General features: G+C 67.8%; 17 protein-coding genes and 1 pseudogene. 5 read left to right on the top strand and 13 right to left on the bottom strand.

Annotated features, from left to right (window positions below):
- The first annotated feature begins 50 nt into the window (after positions 1-50).
- Positions 51-2282, top strand: coding sequence for a ribonuclease R (rnr, locus tag CAP40_RS18845; RefSeq protein ID WP_086131103.1), 2232 nt, complete (start codon positions 51-53; stop codon positions 2280-2282).
- A 144-nt stretch (positions 2283-2426) separates the two neighbouring features.
- Positions 2427-2741: a hypothetical protein gene (locus CAP40_RS18850; protein WP_144034438.1), complete on the top strand. Its 315-nt coding sequence runs from the start codon at positions 2427-2429 to the stop codon at positions 2739-2741.
- Here CAP40_RS18850 and CAP40_RS18855 read toward each other — a convergent pair whose 3' ends face one another.
- Together CAP40_RS18855 and CAP40_RS18860 are read right to left on the bottom strand one after the other, a co-directional pair.
- A complete protein-coding gene (locus CAP40_RS18855) occupies positions 2742-3911 on the bottom strand; it encodes a trans-acting enoyl reductase family protein (RefSeq protein ID WP_086131105.1) in 1170 nt (389 codons plus the stop codon).
- Between the two features lie 221 nt (positions 3912-4132).
- Positions 4133-4570, bottom strand: coding sequence for a MarR family winged helix-turn-helix transcriptional regulator (locus CAP40_RS18860; RefSeq protein ID WP_086131188.1), 438 nt, complete (start codon positions 4568-4570; stop codon positions 4133-4135).
- A 136-nt stretch (positions 4571-4706) separates the two neighbouring features.
- Here CAP40_RS18860 and CAP40_RS20840 point away from each other — a divergent pair, with 136 nt between their 5' ends.
- Positions 4707-5132, top strand: a complete 426-nt coding sequence (locus CAP40_RS20840; RefSeq protein WP_086131106.1) for an organic hydroperoxide resistance protein — start codon at positions 4707-4709, stop codon at positions 5130-5132.
- Between the two features lie 55 nt (positions 5133-5187).
- On the opposite strand, the gene CAP40_RS20930 is transcribed toward CAP40_RS20840, so the two are convergent.
- From CAP40_RS20930 to CAP40_RS18880, 3 genes and pseudogenes are all read right to left on the bottom strand, one after another.
- Positions 5188-5394 (bottom strand): carbamoyltransferase C-terminal domain-containing protein, encoded by a 207-nt coding sequence (locus tag CAP40_RS20930; protein WP_373384963.1) that lies wholly within the window; start codon positions 5392-5394, stop codon positions 5188-5190.
- Positions 5395-5462: 68 nt separating this feature from the next.
- Positions 5463-6716 (bottom strand): annotated as a pseudogene (locus CAP40_RS20845) (carbamoyltransferase N-terminal domain-containing protein); the annotation flags it as partial.
- A gap of 83 nt (positions 6717-6799) precedes the next feature.
- Positions 6800-8599, bottom strand: a complete 1800-nt coding sequence (locus CAP40_RS18880) for an ABC transporter transmembrane domain-containing protein (RefSeq protein ID WP_086131108.1) — start codon at positions 8597-8599, stop codon at positions 6800-6802.
- Positions 8600-8873: 274 nt separating this feature from the next.
- Between CAP40_RS18880 and CAP40_RS18885 the strand changes: the two genes are divergently transcribed.
- Positions 8874-10106 (top strand): polyhydroxyalkanoate depolymerase, encoded by a 1233-nt coding sequence (locus tag CAP40_RS18885; protein WP_086131109.1) that lies wholly within the window; start codon positions 8874-8876, stop codon positions 10104-10106.
- A 112-nt stretch (positions 10107-10218) separates the two neighbouring features.
- On the opposite strand, the gene CAP40_RS18890 is transcribed toward CAP40_RS18885, so the two are convergent.
- Entirely contained in the window at positions 10219-10593 is a 375-nt protein-coding gene (locus CAP40_RS18890) for a YkvA family protein (protein ID WP_086131110.1), read from the bottom strand.
- 77 nt (positions 10594-10670) lie between these two features.
- Complete coding sequence (locus tag CAP40_RS18895; RefSeq protein ID WP_086131111.1) at positions 10671-11621, bottom strand: glucokinase; 951 nt, start codon at positions 11619-11621, stop codon at positions 10671-10673.
- A gap of 242 nt (positions 11622-11863) precedes the next feature.
- Between CAP40_RS18895 and CAP40_RS18900 the strand changes: the two genes are divergently transcribed.
- Positions 11864-12343, top strand: a complete 480-nt coding sequence (locus tag CAP40_RS18900) for a hypothetical protein (RefSeq protein ID WP_086131112.1) — start codon at positions 11864-11866, stop codon at positions 12341-12343.
- A gap of 466 nt (positions 12344-12809) precedes the next feature.
- On the opposite strand, the gene CAP40_RS18905 is transcribed toward CAP40_RS18900, so the two are convergent.
- From CAP40_RS18905 to CAP40_RS18930, 6 genes are all read right to left on the bottom strand, one after another.
- Entirely contained in the window at positions 12810-13988 is a 1179-nt protein-coding gene (locus tag CAP40_RS18905) for an acetyl-CoA C-acyltransferase (protein ID WP_086131113.1), read from the bottom strand.
- Between the two features lie 14 nt (positions 13989-14002).
- Entirely contained in the window at positions 14003-14494 is a 492-nt protein-coding gene (locus tag CAP40_RS18910; RefSeq protein WP_218822179.1) for a carboxymuconolactone decarboxylase family protein, read from the bottom strand.
- A 56-nt stretch (positions 14495-14550) separates the two neighbouring features.
- A complete protein-coding gene (locus tag CAP40_RS18915) occupies positions 14551-15006 on the bottom strand; it encodes a MaoC family dehydratase (protein WP_086131115.1) in 456 nt (151 codons plus the stop codon).
- Positions 15007-15226: 220 nt separating this feature from the next.
- A complete protein-coding gene (locus CAP40_RS18920) occupies positions 15227-15628 on the bottom strand; it encodes a VOC family protein (RefSeq protein WP_256924376.1) in 402 nt (133 codons plus the stop codon).
- A 12-nt stretch (positions 15629-15640) separates the two neighbouring features.
- On the bottom strand, positions 15641-16789 hold the full coding sequence (locus tag CAP40_RS18925; protein WP_086131116.1) for a mechanosensitive ion channel family protein: 1149 nt from the start codon (positions 16787-16789) through the stop codon (positions 15641-15643).
- Complete coding sequence (locus tag CAP40_RS18930; protein ID WP_086131117.1) at positions 16786-17805, bottom strand: DNA topoisomerase IB; 1020 nt, start codon at positions 17803-17805, stop codon at positions 16786-16788. The genes CAP40_RS18925 and CAP40_RS18930 overlap by 4 nt, the downstream gene beginning before the upstream one ends.
- Between the last annotated feature and the right edge of the window lie 29 nt (positions 17806-17834).

Here is a 17834-nt window from a genome sequence, read left to right on the forward strand (position 1 = left end):
GCAGGTTACGGCGTTGGCAGCGGGCCCGCGAGTCCCTATCTTGGGGGTCAATGGCAAAAACCAAAATCAAAGCAGGGCTGCCCACGCGGCAGCAGATTCTCGATTTCATCACCAATTCCGATACGCCGGCAGGCAAGCGCGAGATCGCCAAGGCCTTCGGGCTGCACGGGCAGGACAAGATCCTGCTCAAGGCCTTGCTCAAGGACATGAGCGACGAGGGGCTGATCGACGTCGCCCCGGGCCGCGCCTTCCACAAGATGGGCGGCGTGCCCAAGGTCACCGTGCTGCGCGTCACCGATGCGGACGGCGACACGACCTGGGCGGTGCCCGAGCGCTGGGAAGCCGAGGGCGTGCCGGTGCCGCGCCTGCGGGTTCGCGAGGCGCGCGGCAAGCGATCGGCGCTGGCGATCGGCGACCGCATCCTCGCCCGCACCGAAGAGGCCGGCAAGGGCTGGATCGCGCATCCGATGAAGAAGCTCGCCCGCGGCGAGGAGTTGATGCTCGGCGTGCTCAAGGAAGAGGCCGGGCGGCTCTGGCTGCAGGGGGTGGAGAAGAAGGAGCGGCGCAACTGGCCGGTCTCCGATGCCGGCGGCGCCCAATCGGGCGACCTGGTCCTCGCCGAAAAGGCCGGCCGGCCGCCGCGGATCACCGCCAAGGTGGTCGAAATACTGGGCGATCCCTTCGCGCCGCGCAGCTTCTCGCTGATCGCGATCCACCGGCACTCGATTCCCAATGTCTTTTCCGAAGACCTGCTGGACGAGGCCGAGCGGGTGTCCCGCCTCGATCTGGGCAAGCGCGAGGATCTTCGCCACTTGCCGATCGTGGCGATCGATCCGGCCGATGCGCGGGATCATGACGACGCGGTGTGGGCCGCGCCCGACGAGGATCCGAAGAACGAAGGCGGCTGGAAGGCCGTGGTCGCGATCGCGGACGTCAGCTTCTATGTCCGCCCCGGCTCGGAGCTGGATCGCGAGGCGCGCAAGCGCGGCAATTCGGTCTATTTCCCCGACCGCGTCGTCCCGATGCTGCCGGAGATCCTCTCGGCCGAAGTCTGCTCGCTCAAGCAGGGCGAGGACCGGGCGGCGCTGGCCTGCCACCTCCAGATCGGCAAGCATGGCGAGCTGAAGAGCTGGCGCTTCACCCGCGCGGTGGTCAGCATCGCGGCGAACATCGCCTATGAAGACGCGCAGGCGGCGATCGACGGCACGCTCGAGCACCCGCTGACCGAGACGGCGCTCAGGCCGCTCTGGGCCTGCTGGCATGCCCTCAACAAGGCGCGCGACAAGCGCGAGCCGCTCGACCTCGATCTGCCCGAGCGGCGGATCGTGCTTGACGAGATGGGCCGCATCCTCTCCGTGGCGCCGCGCGAGCGGCTCGACGCGCACAAGCTGATCGAGGACTATATGATCGCGGCGAACGTCGCCGCGGCCAAGGCGCTGGAGGCGAAGAAGGCGCCGGTGATGTACCGCATCCACGAGCCGCCAGCCCGCGAGAAGCTCGTCGCGCTGCGCGAATATCTCAAGACCTTCGGCATCGAGTTCGCACTGGGCCAGGTGATCAAGCCGGCCACCTTCAACCGCATCCTCGAGCGGGTGGGGGAGAGCGATTTCCGCGAGCAGGTGATGCAGCAGGTGCTGCGCACCCAGACCCAGGCCTATTACGGGCCCGCCAATCACGGCCATTTCGGCCTGTCGCTGGGCAGCTATGCCCATTTCACTTCGCCGATCCGTCGCTATGCCGATCTGGTCGTCCACCGCGCGCTGGTCGAGGCCTATGCGCTCGGCCCCGGCGGCCTCACCGGCGAGGAAGCCGCGGGGATGGAGCGGATCGGCGAGAGCATCTCCAGCCTCGAGCGCCGTGCGATGGAGGCCGAGCGAGAGACGATCGACCGCTATGTCGCCGCCTATCTCGCCAACCATGTCGGCGAGATATTGGAGGCGCGGATCACCGGGGTGCAGAGCTTCGGCTTCTTCGCCACGGTGGACGGCGTGGGTGGCGACGGGCTGGTGGCGGCGCGGGACCTGGGCACCGAATATTTCCGCTACGACGAAGCCGGGCAACGGCTGGTGGGCGACGAGAGCGGCGAGGAATTCACCCTTGGCCAGCGCCTCCGGCTCCGGCTGGTGGAGGCCAATCCGGTCTCCGGCGCGCTCCGCTTCGAACTGCCCGACGGCAAGGGCTCGGCAGGTCCGTCCGCCTTTGCCAGGGATCGCGGCAAGGGGCGCCCCCGCCCGATCAAGCGCCGCGGCCGGCCGCCCAACATCCGGCACAAGAGCCGCTGACCGGGGGCGATTGAACCGGCGAGCGCAAGGGTTTATGATCGCCTTCTAATATTCCGGGGGAACCGACCAGATGTCGACGCCCGTCCTCTTCGTCCCGGTACGCGCCGCTGCAGTGGCGCGGGGCAGGCGGAGGGCGCCCGGATGATGTTCCGCTCCCATGCTCCGGTCTCCATCGGCGCCCTGGCCATGCGGGCGCGGCGGCGGATCCGCGCGCATTTCTTTGCCCAGCACGCGGTGACCGCCGAGGAGGCGGTCTCCTTCGTGCCCCAGGACCGGATCGAACGGACCCAGTTCGAGCGCATGCGCGGTGCCGGCATCGTTCACGAGGCGGAGGCGGGGCGCTACTGGTTCGACCTTGCGGCCTTCCGGAGGCAGCTGGACCGCACCCGGGCGATCATGGTGCCGGTGGTGATCGTCCTCTGCCTCGCCATCGCCGGGGTGACGATGCTGTTCTACTGATCAGTCGACCGCAAAGCTGAGGCCGGCATGCGCCTCGAGCCGCTTGGCCAGCGGCGCGGCCATCAGGCCCCCGGCCGTCCAGATGCCGCCCTTGCCCGCCGCCGGCACATCCTCGATCAGGCAGAGCGCGCTTTCGGCGATCATCTTGCTCGTCGAGCCATAGCCGGGATCCCGGTCCCCCTTTACGGTGGCCGAGAGGCGCTGCCCGTCGGGCATCTCCGCCACGAAAGCGAGGTCGTAGAAGCCGGTCTCGCGCTCCTCCTTGCTCGGCCCCTCGCCAGGCGCCGGGCCCTTGTCCGCCGCCATCGGATTGACCTTGGCCAGCGCTTCCGCCGCCGCCTTGCCGACCTCGCCCAGCCCGGGGACGACCAGCATCTCGTCATAGCGGAAGTCCGCGCCATAGGGCTGGCCCGCCAGGAAGTTCGAGCGATGGACGTTCTTGGTGTTGATCACCGCCATCATGAAGGGCGCGACCCATGCGTCGACCGCTTCGTCATGATAGGGGACCATGCCGTTCGGCTGCGCTGGCCCCGCGAAGCCCGGCGTGAGCGCGAAGGGATCGAGCATCAGCTTGAGGATCGCGGGATCCCGGGCCGCCGCGGCCATCGAGGCCTTGCCGCTGGCGAAGGTGCCGCCCGAGAAGGTGCCCTTCATCGCCCGCACCCGGCCCTTCACGCGGGGCGCCGGCCGGCCGAAGCGGGCGATCGCCGCCTGCTGCACGGTCCACACGCCGAGATCGAAGGGGATCGAATCGAAGCCGCAGGAGAAGACGATGCGCGCGCCGCTGGCCTTGGCCGCGTCTTCGTATTTGCGGATCATCTGGCCCATCCATGCCGGCTCGCCGCACAGGTCGACATAGGCGGTGCCCGTCTCGACGCAGGCGGCGAGCAGCGCCTCGCCATGGAGCTGATAGGGGCCGACCGTGGTGATCACCACCGTGGCGCGCGCGACCATCGCCTGCAGCGCGGCGGGGTCGTCGGCATTGGCGGTGAGCAGCGGCGTCGCCGCCGGCGCGCCGATCGCGTCGCGGACCTCCTGCAGCTTGGTGAGCGAGCGCCCGGCCATCGCCCATTTCACGTCCGGATAATGGCCCGCGAGATATTCGGCGACGAGGCGGCCGGTGAAGCCGGTGGCACCATAGACGATGATATCGAATTCGCGGTCTGCCATCTGCCCGTTTCCTGCTCCTCGACGCTCAACCGGCCGGTCGAACGATTCATTGAATCTCTTGGTGCGCTCTCCTGTGCGCGAGAGAGGGCGGCGATGTGCCCGGCTCCCGAAGCGACGCGGCGAGTGACGGATACAGTGAAGCAGGGAAATTCCAAGATTGGAAGAGGCGGTATGGTGATTGACGCAGCGTATCGGTGCGTGGGGCCGGTTCTTCCGTCCGCCTAGTCCCGCGTCTCGCGCAGCGCGTTCCACAGCGTCTTCACTTCGCGGTTGAGCGCGCCCAGGTCCTCGCCGCGCATCCCCGAGCGATCCAGCAGTTCCTCCGCCAGGCAGCCGCATTCCTCGCGCATATGGCCGCCGCGATCGGTGAGGCGCACCTGGACCTGGCGCTCGTCCTGCGGATTGCGCTCACGCGTGACGAAGCCCGCCGCCTCCAGCCGCTTCACCAGCGGAGTCACCGTGCTCGATTCGAGCGCGAGCCGGTCGGCGATGGCGCCCACGGTACGCCCGTCCTGCTCCCACAGCGCATGGAGCACCAGATATTGCGGATAGGTGATGCCGAGCCGGTCGAGCATCGGCTTGTAGGCGCGCGTGATCGCCATGCTCGTCGCGTAGAGCGAGAAGCAGAGCTGGTCGTCGAGGGGCATCGCGGCGGGCATGTTCGTCTCCTTGGCCGAGGCCGATATCATCAAAACCATATCGCGATAACGAATTCGCTGGACAAGCCCCGACTCGCATATTAGCTAAACGGTATCGCGATAAATGATATCGCGAACCTTAGTGAGGAGATCGAGCATGTCGGTTGACGTAAAGTACAGCACCCGCGCCACTGCCACCGGCGGCCGCGACGGCGAGGCCCGCAGCGAGGACGGACGTTTCGTCGCCAGGCTCTCGACGCCGAAGGAACTGGGCGGCGCGGGCGGTGAGGGGACCAATCCCGAGCAGTTGTTCGCGGCCGGCTATTCGGCCTGCTTCATCGGCGCGCTGAAGGTTGCGGGCATGCAGCTCAAGATCAAGGTTCCGGCCGAGACCAGCGTGACCGCGACCGTCGGCATCGGCCCGCGCGCGGCGGGCGGCTTCGGCATCACCGCCGATCTGGAAGTCAGCCTGCCCGGCGTGGAGCAGGCCGATGCCGAGAAGCTCGTCCAGGCCGCGCACCAGATCTGCCCCTATTCCAACGCGACCCGCAACAACCTCGATGTGGGGCTGACGATCGCCTGAGGCATCGTCTCGCCCGATCGCTGCCGGTCCGCCGGGGCCGGCAGCGATCCGGGGATCAGCCGGTTCGCTTGCGCACCAGCACGTCGTGCAGGACGAGCGCGTCGAGCGCCGTTTCGGCGAACAGCGCGACGGCTTCCTCCGGGCGCTCGACCATCGGCATGCCGCGCCGATTGAAGCTGGTGTTGAGCAGCGCGGGAATGCCGGTCCGTGCATGAAACGCCTCGAGCAGCGCCGCGAATTCGGGATTCCAGTTCCGCTGCACCGTCTGGACCCGGGCGGTGCCGTCGACATGGGTGACGTTGCGCAGCGCCTCGGCCAGCCCGGATGGGCGAGGATCGAGCGGCGGCCGAGCGCGCGGGGGCCGAATTCGCTGCCGCCCTGGAACCAGCCGATCGTCCTGCCCTCGGCGAGCAGCGCGGCGACTTGCGCGGCAAGCGCCTCCGGGCGGGTGATCTCCCAGTCGCCGGGCGCATCGGCCAGGGCCGCGCCGATCGCCGCGGGGCCATAGGCGCGGCCGAAACAGGTGCTGCCGTCGTGCGGCACCTTCTCGCGGCCGAGCAGTTCGATCCAGCCATGATAGGCGCAGCCGAGCGCGATGCCGTTGTCGCCCGCGGCGGGTTCCATATAGAGTTGCCGGACCACGCCGTCGTCGAGCAGCCTGGCATTGGCGACGGCGTTGAGCGCGACGCCGCCGGCATAGCAGGCGTGGCTTGCGGGGAAGCGGGCGAGCCGATCCTGGAACAGCGCGGCGATCGCCGTCTCCACCTGGCGCTGCGCCCAGAAGGCGATGTCGGCATAATATTGGAAGTCGGCCCGAAAGGCGTCATGGCCGGTGGAGGGGCGATCGAGCGCTGCCTTCCATCCATCGGCGACGAAGATGCGGCCTTCGCGCATCGCGAAGGCAGCGGCATCCACCGCGCCGGGCCGGCCATAAGGGGCCAGGCCCATCAGCTTGCCGACATCGTCCAGGTTGCCGAAGACATAATGGCTCACCGCCGAATAGAAGCCGCCGATCGAATGGCGGGTGGCGTTCATGCGGAAGCGATCGGCGGTGCGGTCGAGCGGGCTGAAATCCTTGACGAGCGGCGTCATGCGGCGGCCGTCGAAGCGATAGAAGCTGTCCTTCTCGCACCACATCGGCGCATCGGGGCCGGTAAGGTCACCGGGCAGGACGGCGCCGGCAAGGTCGGTGCACTGCGCAAGCGGGCTGCCGCAGCCGTCCACCACCAGGATGGCGCAGCTGTCGAACGGGCTGGTGCCGGCGGCGCTCCAGGCATGGGCGAGATGGTGGGAGATGGTGGCGATCGGCGGATGGGCATCGTCCGCGAACAGGCGGGCCCCCTGGAAGCGCGCCCGGGACGGCACGTCGAAATTGGCGGACTGGACGACGAGGGCGATGTCCGCGAGGCCGATCCCCTCGGCATCCAGGCAATAGCGGATCGCATCGCTGTCGTTGCCGCCGTCATGCTTGCGGCGGGTGAGGCGTTCCTTCTCGATCCCCACCGCGACCTGGCCGTTCCGCAGCAGCACTGCCGAGCCATTGTGCGACAGCCCCGTGCCGAGGACGTAAACCGGTTTTCCCATCCTTGCCCGTACCCTCTCCCCGCGGCGAGTGAAGCAGACCGGATCGGATGTGGGAAGCGTGGTTCGTGTCGCCGCGAAGCCTTTCAGGCTTCGTGGAACTGCAACGCGGCCAGCCGGGCATAGAGGCCGCCCCGCGCGACCAGCTCGGCATGGGTGCCGGTCTCGACGATGCGGCCCTCGTCCATCACGATGATCCGGCCGGCGGCGCGCACCGTGGCGAGGCGATGGGCGATGACGAGCGTGGTGCGGTTCGCCATCAGCCGCTCGAGCGCGTCCTGGACGAGGCGCTCGCTCTCGGCATCGAGCGCGGAGGTGGCTTCGTCGAGCAGCAGGATGGGGGCGTCGCGGAGCAGCGCGCGGGCGATGGCGACGCGCTGGCGCTGCCCGCCCGAAAGCCGCGCGCCGCCTTCGCCGAGAAACGTGTCGAGGCCCTGGGGCAGGTCGCGCAGGAAATCGGCGGCATTGGCGGCACCGGCGGCGGCCCAGATCTGGTCGTCGGTCGCGCTCCAGGCGCCATAGCGCAGATTGTCGCGTGCCGAAGCGCCGAAGATCACCGTCTCCTGCGGCACCATCGCCATGCGCGCGCGGATATCGGCCGGATCGGCTGCCCGGACCGGTACGCCGTCGACACGGACTTCGCCGGCATCGGGATCGTAGAAGCGCTGGAGCAGCTGGAACAGCGTCGACTTGCCGGCGCCCGAGGGGCCGACCACCGCCACCGTCTCGCCGGGGCGGACGTCGAGCGAGAAATCGGTGAGCGCGGCGCTGTCCGGGCGGGTGGGATAGCGGAAGGTGACCCGGTCGAACGCGAGTGCGCCCAGGGGCGGCTGGGGAAGCGGCACCGGGTTGGCGGGAGCGGCGATGTCGGGCTCCTGGTGGAGCAGCTCGGCGAGGCGGCTGGCGGCGCCCGAGGCGCGCAGCAGGTCGCCATAGACTTCGGTGAGCGCGCCGAACGAGCCGGTGACGAGGCCGGCGGTGAGGACGAACGCCATGATCGAGCCGCCCGAGAGCCGGCCGGCGGCGACATCGGCCACGGCGGCCCACACGATCAGCGTGATCGCCGTGAACAGCGAGCCGATCACCAGCGCCGTCATGATCGCGCGCAGGCCGAAGCGGCGCTTGCCCGCCTCGAAGGTGCGGGTGACGGCGCCCTGGAAGCGCTCGGCCTCGCGCTGCTCCTGCCCGAAGGCCTGGACGATGCGCATCGCGCCCAGCGTCTCCGAGGCGATCGCGCCGACATCGGCCACCCGGTCCTGGCTGGTGCGCGAGAATTGCCGCACCCGGCTGCCCAGCCAGACGATCGGCAGGATGGTGACGGGGATGCCGACGACGAGATAGGCGGCGATCTTGGGGGCGAGCGCGAAGAGATAGAGGACGCCGCCCGCGCCGGTGAGCAGGTTCCGGAGCGCGATCGAGACGGTGGAGCCGACCACCTGCTCGACGATCGCGGTGTCCGCGGTGAGGCGCGAGGCGATCTCGGACGGGCGATTCTCCTCGAACCATTTGGGCGGGAGGCGGAGCAGGTTGCGATGCACCGCCATGCGCAGGTCCGCGACGGTGCGCTCGGCCAGCCAGGAGACGAAATAGAAGCGGACTGCGGTGAAGGCTGCGAGTGCCACGACGACGAGCAGCAATCCCTGGAAATAGATGCCGATCCGGCTGGTATCGGCCCCGGCGGCGAAGCCATGGTCGACGATCTTCTGAAAGGTGCGGGGGATCAGCAGCGTCGTCAGCGACGAACCGATCAGCGCGACGATCGCGATCAGCAGCTGAAGCGGATAGCGCCGCGTGAAGCCCCACACGACCAGGAGATTGGAGATCTTGCGCCGCTGCGGCCCATCGGACGGGGGGAGCGCGGGCGCAGGCGGGACGGGTTCGGCCATGCGCGGCGGACTAGCGCGATTGGAGAGAGAGGGGAACCGTCCTTTGCCGGGACGGGTTGCCTAGATATCCACAGGAATTCCGGAACGGCCAGTTCGTCGTGTGTACAGAGGGGGTTAGCCGGATATCGACTGCGATTTCGTGGTTGCGGTATGGGAGCGGAGCATCGTTCCGTCGCATTACGGCTGCGCCCGGCGTTGCGCCGCAGCACGGCTCGCCTATAACGCTAACATAGCCGCCGCCGTTTTTGGGGAGGGGGACGGCGGAAGGGACGCAATGCTGTACGACGCTTATGAGATTCAGCGCTCGCTTCTCGCAGGTGCGAGCGCGCTGGCCAATTTTTCCGCCGGTCTGCTGAACAACCCCGCAAATCCCTTCGCCTATTTCGGCGGCGGACCGGTGCTCGCCTCGGCGCTCGAGGTGTTCGCGCACGCCTCCGCACCGCGCGGCAAGCCGGAATTCGGGCTCGATCACACGGTGGTCGACGGCCGGCAGGTCGAGGTTCACGAGGAAGTGGTGCTGCGCAAGCCGTTCGGCCAGCTCAAGCGCTTCGTGCGCGCAGGGGTCGAAGGCGGACCGAAGCTGCTGATCGTCGCGCCCATGTCCGGCCACTATGCCACGCTGCTGCGCGGCACGGTGGAGCGCATGCTGCCGGTGGCGGACGTCTACATCACCGATTGGCGTGACGCGAAGCTGGTGTCGCTCGCGCACGGTCGCTTCGACCTGGACGACTATATCGATTATCTGGTCGAGTTCCTCGCCTTTATCGGCAAGGACGGCGATCCGCGGCCGCATGTGCTGGCGGTGTGCCAGCCCTCGGTGCCGGCCTATGCCGCCGTCGCGGTGATGAGCGCCGACGCGCATCCGAATCGCCCGGCGACGCTCACCATGATGGGCGGCCCGATCGACACGCGCGAAGCGCCGACGGCAGTGAACACGCTCGCCACCGAGCGGCCGTTCAGCTGGTTCGAGCAGAACGTCATCGCGACCGTGCCGATGAGCTATGCCGGCGCGGGGCGGAAAGTCTATCCGGGCTTCCTGCAACTCGCGGGCTTCATGACGATGAACCTCGGCAACCACATGATCTCGCACTGGGAGATGTTCAAGCATCTCGTCCAGGGCGACGACGAGAGCGCCGATGCGACGATGAAGTTCTACGAGGAATATCGTTCGGTCTGCGACATGACCGCCGAATTCTATCTCCAGACGATCGACACGGTGTTCCAGGCGCATGCGCTGCCCCGCGGCACGATGACGCATCGCGGGCGCAAGGTGGATCCGGCGGCGATCCGCGACGTGGCGATCCTCGCGATCGAGGGCGAGAAGGATGATATCTCGGGCATCGGCCAGACCAGGGCGGCGCTGACCATCGCGACGGCGCTCCCCGAGGAACTGAAGCACTATCACCTCGCCGAGGGCGTGGGCCATTACGGCATTTTCAACGGCTCCAAGTGGCGCAACCGCATCGCGCCGATCCTGGAGCAGTGGATGGCGGCGCATTCCGCCTAGGGCCCAGATCGTCCCCCGGCGAAAGCCGGGGTCTCGGGCGAAGGCGCAGGGCTGAGCCGCACGGGCTCCCGGCTTTCGCCGGGATGACGATGGGGTTCGGGGTGACGCTTGCCTAATTATACTCGCTGGTCGCGACTATGCTCCAGATCAGCCAGGCGGCGCCGATCCAGATCGCCAGGATGAGCAGCACGCCGGGCCAGCTTACCGGCCGCTGCGTCTCGATCTCGGCGCGGGCGCGGTGCTCGGCGAAGAGCGCGGGCGGGATCAGCTTTTCGAACAGCCAGACGCCGATCGGAATGACGATCGCATCGTCGACAAGGCCGAGGACCGGAATGAAGTCCGGGATCAGGTCGATCGGCGAAAGCGCATAGGCGGCGACCAGCACGCCGACCAGCTTGGCGAGCAACGGCGTGCGCGGATCGCGCACCGCGAACCAGATGGCGTGCGCTTCGGTGCGGATGCGGTGCGCTAGCGAGGGTCCGGTCATGGACACGGGGTGGCTCGGGCCGCTCCCAGCGTCAAGCGCCATCCGTCGTGCGCGGCACCCTTGGCGGGGGCTTTGCGTCAGGCGCTGCCATATGCCGCCGCCGCGCCGATCAGCTCGAGATCGTTGCGGTTGACCAGCACTGCCGGGACTTCGGAGAGCTGGCGGCGGAACACGGCCTTGCCCTCCATCCGGCGGCGAAAGCCCCGATCCATGAGATGGGCGTGGAGTGCGCGGCTGATCGCGCCGGTGAGATAGACGCCGTCCCAGGCGCCGAAGGCGAGCGCGAGGTCCCCGGCAAAGGCGCCGAGATGCTCGACGAACATGCGCACCACCGCCGCCGCGACCGGATCGCGCGCGGTGCCGCGGGTGACGTCCTCGGGCGAGGCCAGCCTGGTGCCGCCGGACAATGCTTCATAGGCGAGGCACAGCCCGGGCGCGCTGAGCAGCGTCTCCACGTCGAGCGCATGGCCGCGCTTCCGGCAGAATTCGGCGAATGTGCGCTCGTCCGCCGTCTCGGGCGCGAAGGCGATGTGGCCGGCCTCGCTCTGCACGGGGACGAGCCGGCCACCCGCGCTGATCAACGCAGCGACGCCGAGCCCGGTGCCGGTGCCGATCACGACATAATTGCCGCCGGGCTCGACGGGGCGGGGCGGCGGCCCGTGCAGCGGGGTGAAGGCGCTGGGCGGCAGGGTGGTGAGCGCCAGCGCGTTGGCGGCGCATTCATTGAGCGCGCGGGGCGGCGCGCGCAGCACCGCCTCGACGCCGGAGAGCGAGATGTACCAGCGGCTGCCCGTCAGGTTGATCAGGTCGCCACGGGCCGCGCCGGCCACCGCCAGCACGCTTGGCAATCTGGCGTCCTGCAGGCCGAGGCCGCTCAGATAGGAGACGAGGGCGCTGGTGAAGGTGGGATGCTCGCTGGTCGAGAAGCGCCGGATGTCGCGCGGAGCCGCTCCCGCCTCGCCGCCGGTCAGCCCGAACCGCACCGATTGGCGGCCGATATCGGCCACCAATGCCAAGCCCTCGCCCATTTGGCGCACCCCCTGTTTCGCCGGCCTCGCTTTGCGAGGTCTGGATTCATTCTCGCCGGCAATCCCTCCGCGCGTAACAAGATTATGATTGGCAGCGTTGTCAGAGAGTAAATCGAACAACTGCGCCCATGCAAGCGGCTTTGTTACATGCGGATTTACATCGCTGCACAGGGCGTTACGGCGCGACAGCGCGTCGACCTTCGGCATATCCTCTCGCCGGATCCACTTTGGGAGAGAGACGGATGAAGGTGCTTTTCGCGATCCTGCTGGCGGCTGGCCTGGGCCATGCCGCGCCTGCCCTGGCCCAGCAGGCGGCGCCGTCGCCGCTGCTCGGCAGCTGGGCGGTCGATCTCGAGCGCTTGCCGATGCCGCCGGAGGCGCGGCCGAAGAGCGTGACGATCACCTATAGCGAGGTGGCCGGCGGCCGGTGGCAGACCAGGGTCGACATCATCGGCAAGGATTACGAGAACCATACGGCCGGCACCTATACGCCCGACGGCACGCCCTATGTGGTGGAGGGCAGCCCGGAAGCCGATATCGCCGCGGTCAAGCTGCCGGCGCCCAATGTGCTGGTGATGGTGCTCGGCAAGGGCGGCGTCCCCGCCTCGACGCGGATCTACACGGTCGCTCCGGACGGGAAGACCATGATCGAGACCGCCGGCTATATCGGCGCGGACGGCAAGCCGGTGATGCGGACGAACTATTTCAACCGGGTTCGGTAGACGCATCCGTTGCGGGCCAGTCTCCCGGCACATGATCGATCCGGATGTAGGTTCGGCGTGGCGGCAATCCTGCCGCTGCAACAGGAAGGTGAACCTATGTCATTCGCCGATCTGTGCCTGTTCCTTGGCGTGCTGTTCGCCTTTGCGACCCTGGTCGTGAAGGCGATCGAGGCGACTCGAAAGAAATAGGTGCACGGGCGGGGCTCGAGCTGACACTCGGGCCCCAAACGTTTGAGCCCCGGTTGCTGACACAACCGGGGCTCACAGAAAGGCGCCTATGTCATCGCCTGCCATCCGAATAGCATGGCGGACGTTGATCTTCAACGAAGGGCGGCCTGGCAGCCGGGCCCCGAACGATTTGGGCCCCGATCGCTGCCACGATCGGGGCCCATATCAACGGGACGAACCCAATGACGCTTGCAACACCTCTATTGCATTGCAGATGTCATCCTTCAACGAAGGGCGATCACAGCACCTCGAACAGGCCGGCCGCGCCCATGCCGCCGCCGATGCACATGGTGACGACGACATATTTCGCGCCGCGGCGCTTGCCTTCGATCAGCGCATGGCCGGTCATGCGGGCGCCCGACATGCCATAGGGGTGGCCGATCGAGATCGCGCCGCCATTGACGTTGAGCAGCTCGTTCGGGATGCCGAGCTGGTCCTGGCAATACAGCACCTGCACCGCGAACGCCTCGTTCAGCTCCCACAGGCCGATATCGTCCATCTTGAGGTTGTAGCGCTCGAGCAGCTTCGGGATCGCGAAGACCGGGCCGATGCCCATCTCGTCCGGCTTGGTGCCGGCGACGGCCATGCCGACATAGCGGCCGAGCGGCGTGAGGCCACGCTTCTCCGCCACCTTCTCCTCCATCAGCACGCTGGCCGAGGAGCCGTCCGACAGCTGCGAAGCGTTGCCGGCGGTGACGGTGCCGTTCGGCAGCACCGGCTGGAGCGAGGCCAGGCCCTCGGCGGTCGTCTCGGGGCGGTTGCCCTCGTCCTTGGCGAGCGTGATCTCCTTCTGGGAGACTTCCTTGGTCTCCTTGTTGACGACGTTCATCGTCGCGGTGACCGGCACGATCTCGTCGTCGAACTTGCCCGCGGCCTGCGCGGCGGCGGTGCGCTGCTGCGACTGGAGGGCATATGCATCGCAGCGGTCGCGGCCGATGCCGTAGCGGGCGGCGACCACTTCGGCGGTCTGCAGCATCGGCATGTAGATGTCGCCATGCATCGCGAGCAGCTCGCGATCGGGCTCGACGCGCATCTGCGGGGTCTGGACCAGGCTGATCGATTCGACGCCGCCGCCGATGGCGATGTCCATATTGTCGACGATGATCTCCTTGGCGGCGGTCGCGATGGCCATCAGGCCCGAGGCGCACTGGCGATCGACCGACATGCCGGCGACGGTGACGGGCAGGCCGGCGCGCAGCAGCGCGGTGCGGGCGATGTTGCCGGCCTGGCTGCCCTGCTGGAGCGCGGCGCCGAACACGACGTCCTGCACTTCCGCCGGATCGATGCCGGCGCGCTCGACGGCGGCCTTGATCGAATGCGCGCCGAGCGTCGGCGCCGGCGTGGCGTTGAACGCACCGCGATAGGCGCGGCCGATGCCGGTACGGGCAGTGGAGACGATGACTGCGGAGCGAGACATGGACTTATTCTCCTTCAGGCGGCGGGAAAGCGTGCCGCTTGGGTTTCGAGGGGAAGATCGAACGCGCCGCAGATGAGCGCCACGCCGTGGTAGAAGGCAACGAGCTGGACGATTTCGAACGCCTGCTCGTCGCTGAAATGCGCCTTGAGGCCGGCCCAGGCGTCGCCGTCCAGCCGGCGATCGTCGAGCAAGGCGTCGACCGTGGCGAGGAGCACGCGCTCCTCCGGGCTCCATATCGCGGCGTCGGCAGGACCGTGCACGGTGGCGTGGAGCTGGGTCGTGTCCAGCTCTACGGCCGCCGCGAAAATCGCCGCATGGACGCCCCACTCATATTCGCAGCCGCACCGTGCCGTCGTGCGGTGGATGACGATCTCGCGCTGCCGAAGCGAGAGCGGGCTATCGCGGTCGAGCAGCGAGCCGGCCGAGAATTTCGTCCAGGCGCGATCGGATTTCGCCAGGGTGGTGAACAGCCGCAGCGGCTCGGCACCGCGCATCAGCACCTTCATCTGGGCATCGAACGCGGGGGGGAACGGCCTTTCGAGGGGAGCGATGCGGGGCGCGCTCATACATATACCAGCGCGATCCACTCGGCGATCAGCGCCGGCTTCGCCTCGCCTTCGATCTCGAGCGCATATTCCTGGACCTGTTCCCAGACACCGGGCTTGCGCTCGGTGAATTTCAGCAGCTTGAAACGGCCGCGGACGCGCTTGCCCGAGCGTACCGGCTGCATGAAGCGGACTTTGTTGCCGCCATAATTGACTCCCATTTTCGCGCCTTCGATCGCCGGCGCATCGGTGCGCGCGGCGAGCATCGGCATCAGCGAGAGCGTGAGGAAGCCATGGGCGATGGTGCCGCCGAACGGCGTCTGCGCGGCGCGGACGGGGTCGACATGGATGAACTGGTGGTCGCCGGTCGCCTCGGCGAACTGGTCGATCATCGCCTGGGTCACTTCCACCCAGTCGGAAACGCGTTCGGTGCCGATGCTCTCGGCCATCTGCTGCACGGTGATCGTCGCCAAGATAGCGGTCCTCTCGCCTGTTCTGCGCCCATCTAGTGGCGAGGCGGTGGCTCCCGCAAGCCTCAGCCGACCGGAAATTTGAAAGTCACGACTGACGTAGCGTCCGGCTGGGGACGGAACGTGGAGTCGACGCGGCGATGATGCAAACCCGATATTCGAAAATCCGAGCCTCCGAGTCGGTCCGGGCACGTAAGCGCCGCCATTCCCGAACCCGGGGCCGTCATCCGCCGCTATTGGCGTGGAGGATGTTGCCGTCCGGATCCTTGAACCAGATGGCACGGAAATCGCCGAGGATATGGACGCCGTCCTCCACCCGGTCGAAGCCGCCGGGATATTCCTCCAGCCTCACGCCCTTGGCCCGCAGGTCGGCGGCGATCGTCTTCAGGTCGTCATGCACGTCGAAGACGACCGCATTGGCCTGGTTGGTGCCGGCGAAGTCGCTGCGATAGACGTTGAGCAGCGTGGTGCCGGTGCGGAGCAGGAAGACCTCGCCATGATCCGCTGCCAGCGGCAGCCCGAGCGTCTGGGTATAGAAGGCCTTGGCGATGGCGATGTCCCGGCAGGGGAGGATCGCGTGGCTGCTATGGTCCTTGAGCATGGGATATTCACTCCAGATCGTCACCGGCACGGGCGTTCAGGCCCTGGCTTCCTCGGGATAGGGCAGGATGAACTTGCCGCTGGGATCGGCGGTATAGCTGGTCTGGGTGGGATAGGGGATCGAGATGCCTTCCGCGGCGAACCGGCGCAGGATCGCGAACATGATCTTGTCGCGCACCAGCTGGGCGTGCGGCACGTCGTCGCCGGCCACGTCGAACTCGATCACGAAATCGATCGAACTGGCGCCGAACCCCTCGGTGCTCGCGCGCGAGAGCGTGCCGCCGGCCTGCTCGACGATTTCCCGGAACATCGCGGGCAGCGCCTCGAGCTTCTCGACCGGCGTTTCATAGGCGACGCCGATCGGCAGCTTGGTGCGGGTATGGTGGCGCAGCGAGAGGTTCTCGATCAGCTTGTCGAGCAGCTGTTTGTTCGAGAAGACCAGCTCCTCGCCGATGAACGAGCGGATGCGCGTGCTCATCAGGCCGATGGACACGACCGTGCCGCTGTTGCGGTCGAAGCGGATCTTGTCGCCGACGCGGAAGGGGCGATCGAAGAGGATGGTCAGCGCGGCGAAGAGGTTGGCGAAGATGCCCTGCGCGGCGAGACCGATGGCGATGCCGCCGACGCCGAGGCCGGCGACCAGGCCGGTGACGTTCACGCCCAGATTGCCGAGCACCATCACCGTCGCGATGGCGAAGAGCACCACCGTGATCAGGATGCGGATGATGCCGAGCGCGCTGGCAAGGCCGGAGCCGTGATAATTGTCGGCCGTCGTCTTGCGCTCGATCGCGCCGAAGATCAGCTCGCGCAGCCAGATCGCGCATTGGAACGCAGCCGAGATGGTGAAGAGGAACTCGACCGTGCGCTCGACCATCTGGGGGGGATTGGCATAGCCGGTGACCAGCCGGATCGAGACCATCAGGATGAAGAAATTGCCGGTCTTGGCAACTGCGCGGCCGATGACCGCATACCAGTTGGCCACGCCCTCGCCCTTCTTGCACACCCGTGCGCCCCAGCCCTTGATCGCCTGGAGGAGGAAGAACACGGCAATGGCGATGCCGGTGGCGATCAGGATCTGGAGCCAGTGCGACTGGGCCCAGGCCCAGCTGTCGTTGGCGAAGGCCTCGGCCTGGATCTCGAGGTCGTCGCTCTGCGGGAAGCCGGTGGCGGTGCGGTTGATGATCATGCGGCCTTTCGGGGCTGTTGGTGCGCGGCGAGAGCGTCGAGAAAGGCGACCAGGCCGCGTTCGTAACGATTGAGCCAGCGCGTGGCGCGGGGCAAGTGGAGACCGGTGCGCCACGCCGCCTGGGCTTCGCGATCCTTGGCGAGATCGACGAGCGCGGGGTGGACATAGGATTTGCGGGCGATGGCGGGCGTGTTGCCCAGCGCTTCGGTCACCGGCTCGAGCATCGCCTTGAGGCCGAGAGGGTCGCGTGCCTCGGCCAGCGCGCGGAAGGCGAGCACGCTGGCGCCCCAGGTGCGGAAATGCTTGGCGGTGAAATCCTCGGCCATGGCCGCGCGGATATAGGCGTTGACGTCGGTCGAGGTGACCGGATGCGCCTCGCCGGCTTCGTCGAGCCAGCGGAACAGGTGCTGCCCGGGCAGGTCCTGGCATTTCCTGACGAACCGGCTGAGCGAGCCGTCGGTGATCGTCAGCACGCGCAGCTTGCCCGACTTGGCGCGGAACTGGAGGCGGAGCGTCTGCCCCTTCACCCGGGCGTGGCGCTTGCGGAGCGTGGTGGCGCCGAAGCTCCGGTTCGCCTGGACATATTGTTCGTTGCCCACCCGGATGCTGCCGAGATCGAGCAGGCGGACCACGGCGGCGACGGCCTTTTCCTTGCAGAGGCCGCGCAGGCCGAGATCGTGCGCCACCCGGGCGCGGAGCCTCGCCAGATGCGCGCCGAAATCGGCGCAGCGATCATATTTCGCGGCCTCCTGCGCCTCGCGGAAGGCGGCGTGGTAGCGATATTGCTTGCGGCCCTTCTCGTCATGGCCGGTCGCCTGGATATGGCCGTGCGGATCCGGGCAGAACCAGGCATCCGCATAGGCCGGGGGCAGGCCGATCGCGTTCAGCCGGTCGATCGTGCCGCGATCGGCGATGCGCATGCCGTCGCTGTCCCGATAGCCCCAGCCGTGGCGCACCTTGTGCCGGGTGATGCCGGGCTGCTGGTCGTCGACATAGACGATCTCGGGTTCGGGCATGGTCCTCCTCGCGATGCCCGGGTCAATGC

The sequence above is a fragment of the Sphingomonas sp. IBVSS2 genome (assembly GCF_002127225.1).
Taxonomy (GTDB): Bacteria; Pseudomonadota; Alphaproteobacteria; order Sphingomonadales; family Sphingomonadaceae; genus Sphingomonas.

What these genes read in the sequence shown, in the direction of transcription:
- CAP40_RS18895 (WP_086131111.1), bottom strand. Translation starts at nt 11,621, where the DNA reads ATGGGCGAGGGCTTGGCATTGGTGGCCGATATCGGCCGCCAATCGGTG.
- CAP40_RS18930 (WP_086131117.1), bottom strand. Translation starts at nt 17,805, where the DNA reads ATGCCCGAACCCGAGATCGTCTATGTCGACGACCAGCAGCCCGGCATC.
- CAP40_RS18905 (WP_086131113.1), bottom strand. Translation starts at nt 13,988, where the DNA reads ATGTCTCGCTCCGCAGTCATCGTCTCCACTGCCCGTACCGGCATCGGC.
- CAP40_RS18880 (WP_086131108.1), bottom strand. Translation starts at nt 8,599, where the DNA reads ATGGCCGAACCCGTCCCGCCTGCGCCCGCGCTCCCCCCGTCCGATGGG.
- CAP40_RS18890 (WP_086131110.1), bottom strand. Translation starts at nt 10,593, where the DNA reads ATGACCGGACCCTCGCTAGCGCACCGCATCCGCACCGAAGCGCACGCC.
- CAP40_RS18855 (WP_086131105.1), bottom strand. Translation starts at nt 3,911, where the DNA reads ATGGCAGACCGCGAATTCGATATCATCGTCTATGGTGCCACCGGCTTC.
- CAP40_RS18885 (WP_086131109.1), top strand. Translation starts at nt 8,874, where the DNA reads ATGCTGTACGACGCTTATGAGATTCAGCGCTCGCTTCTCGCAGGTGCG.
- CAP40_RS18860 (WP_086131188.1), bottom strand. Translation starts at nt 4,570, where the DNA reads ATGCCCGCCGCGATGCCCCTCGACGACCAGCTCTGCTTCTCGCTCTAC.
- CAP40_RS18910 (WP_218822179.1), bottom strand. Translation starts at nt 14,494, where the DNA reads ATGAAGGTGCTGATGCGCGGTGCCGAGCCGCTGCGGCTGTTCACCACC.
- rnr (WP_086131103.1), top strand. Translation starts at nt 51, where the DNA reads ATGGCAAAAACCAAAATCAAAGCAGGGCTGCCCACGCGGCAGCAGATT.
- CAP40_RS18900 (WP_086131112.1), top strand. Translation starts at nt 11,864, where the DNA reads ATGAAGGTGCTTTTCGCGATCCTGCTGGCGGCTGGCCTGGGCCATGCC.
- CAP40_RS18850 (WP_144034438.1), top strand. Translation starts at nt 2,427, where the DNA reads ATGTTCCGCTCCCATGCTCCGGTCTCCATCGGCGCCCTGGCCATGCGG.
- CAP40_RS18925 (WP_086131116.1), bottom strand. Translation starts at nt 16,789, where the DNA reads ATGATCATCAACCGCACCGCCACCGGCTTCCCGCAGAGCGACGACCTC.
- CAP40_RS20840 (WP_086131106.1), top strand. Translation starts at nt 4,707, where the DNA reads ATGTCGGTTGACGTAAAGTACAGCACCCGCGCCACTGCCACCGGCGGC.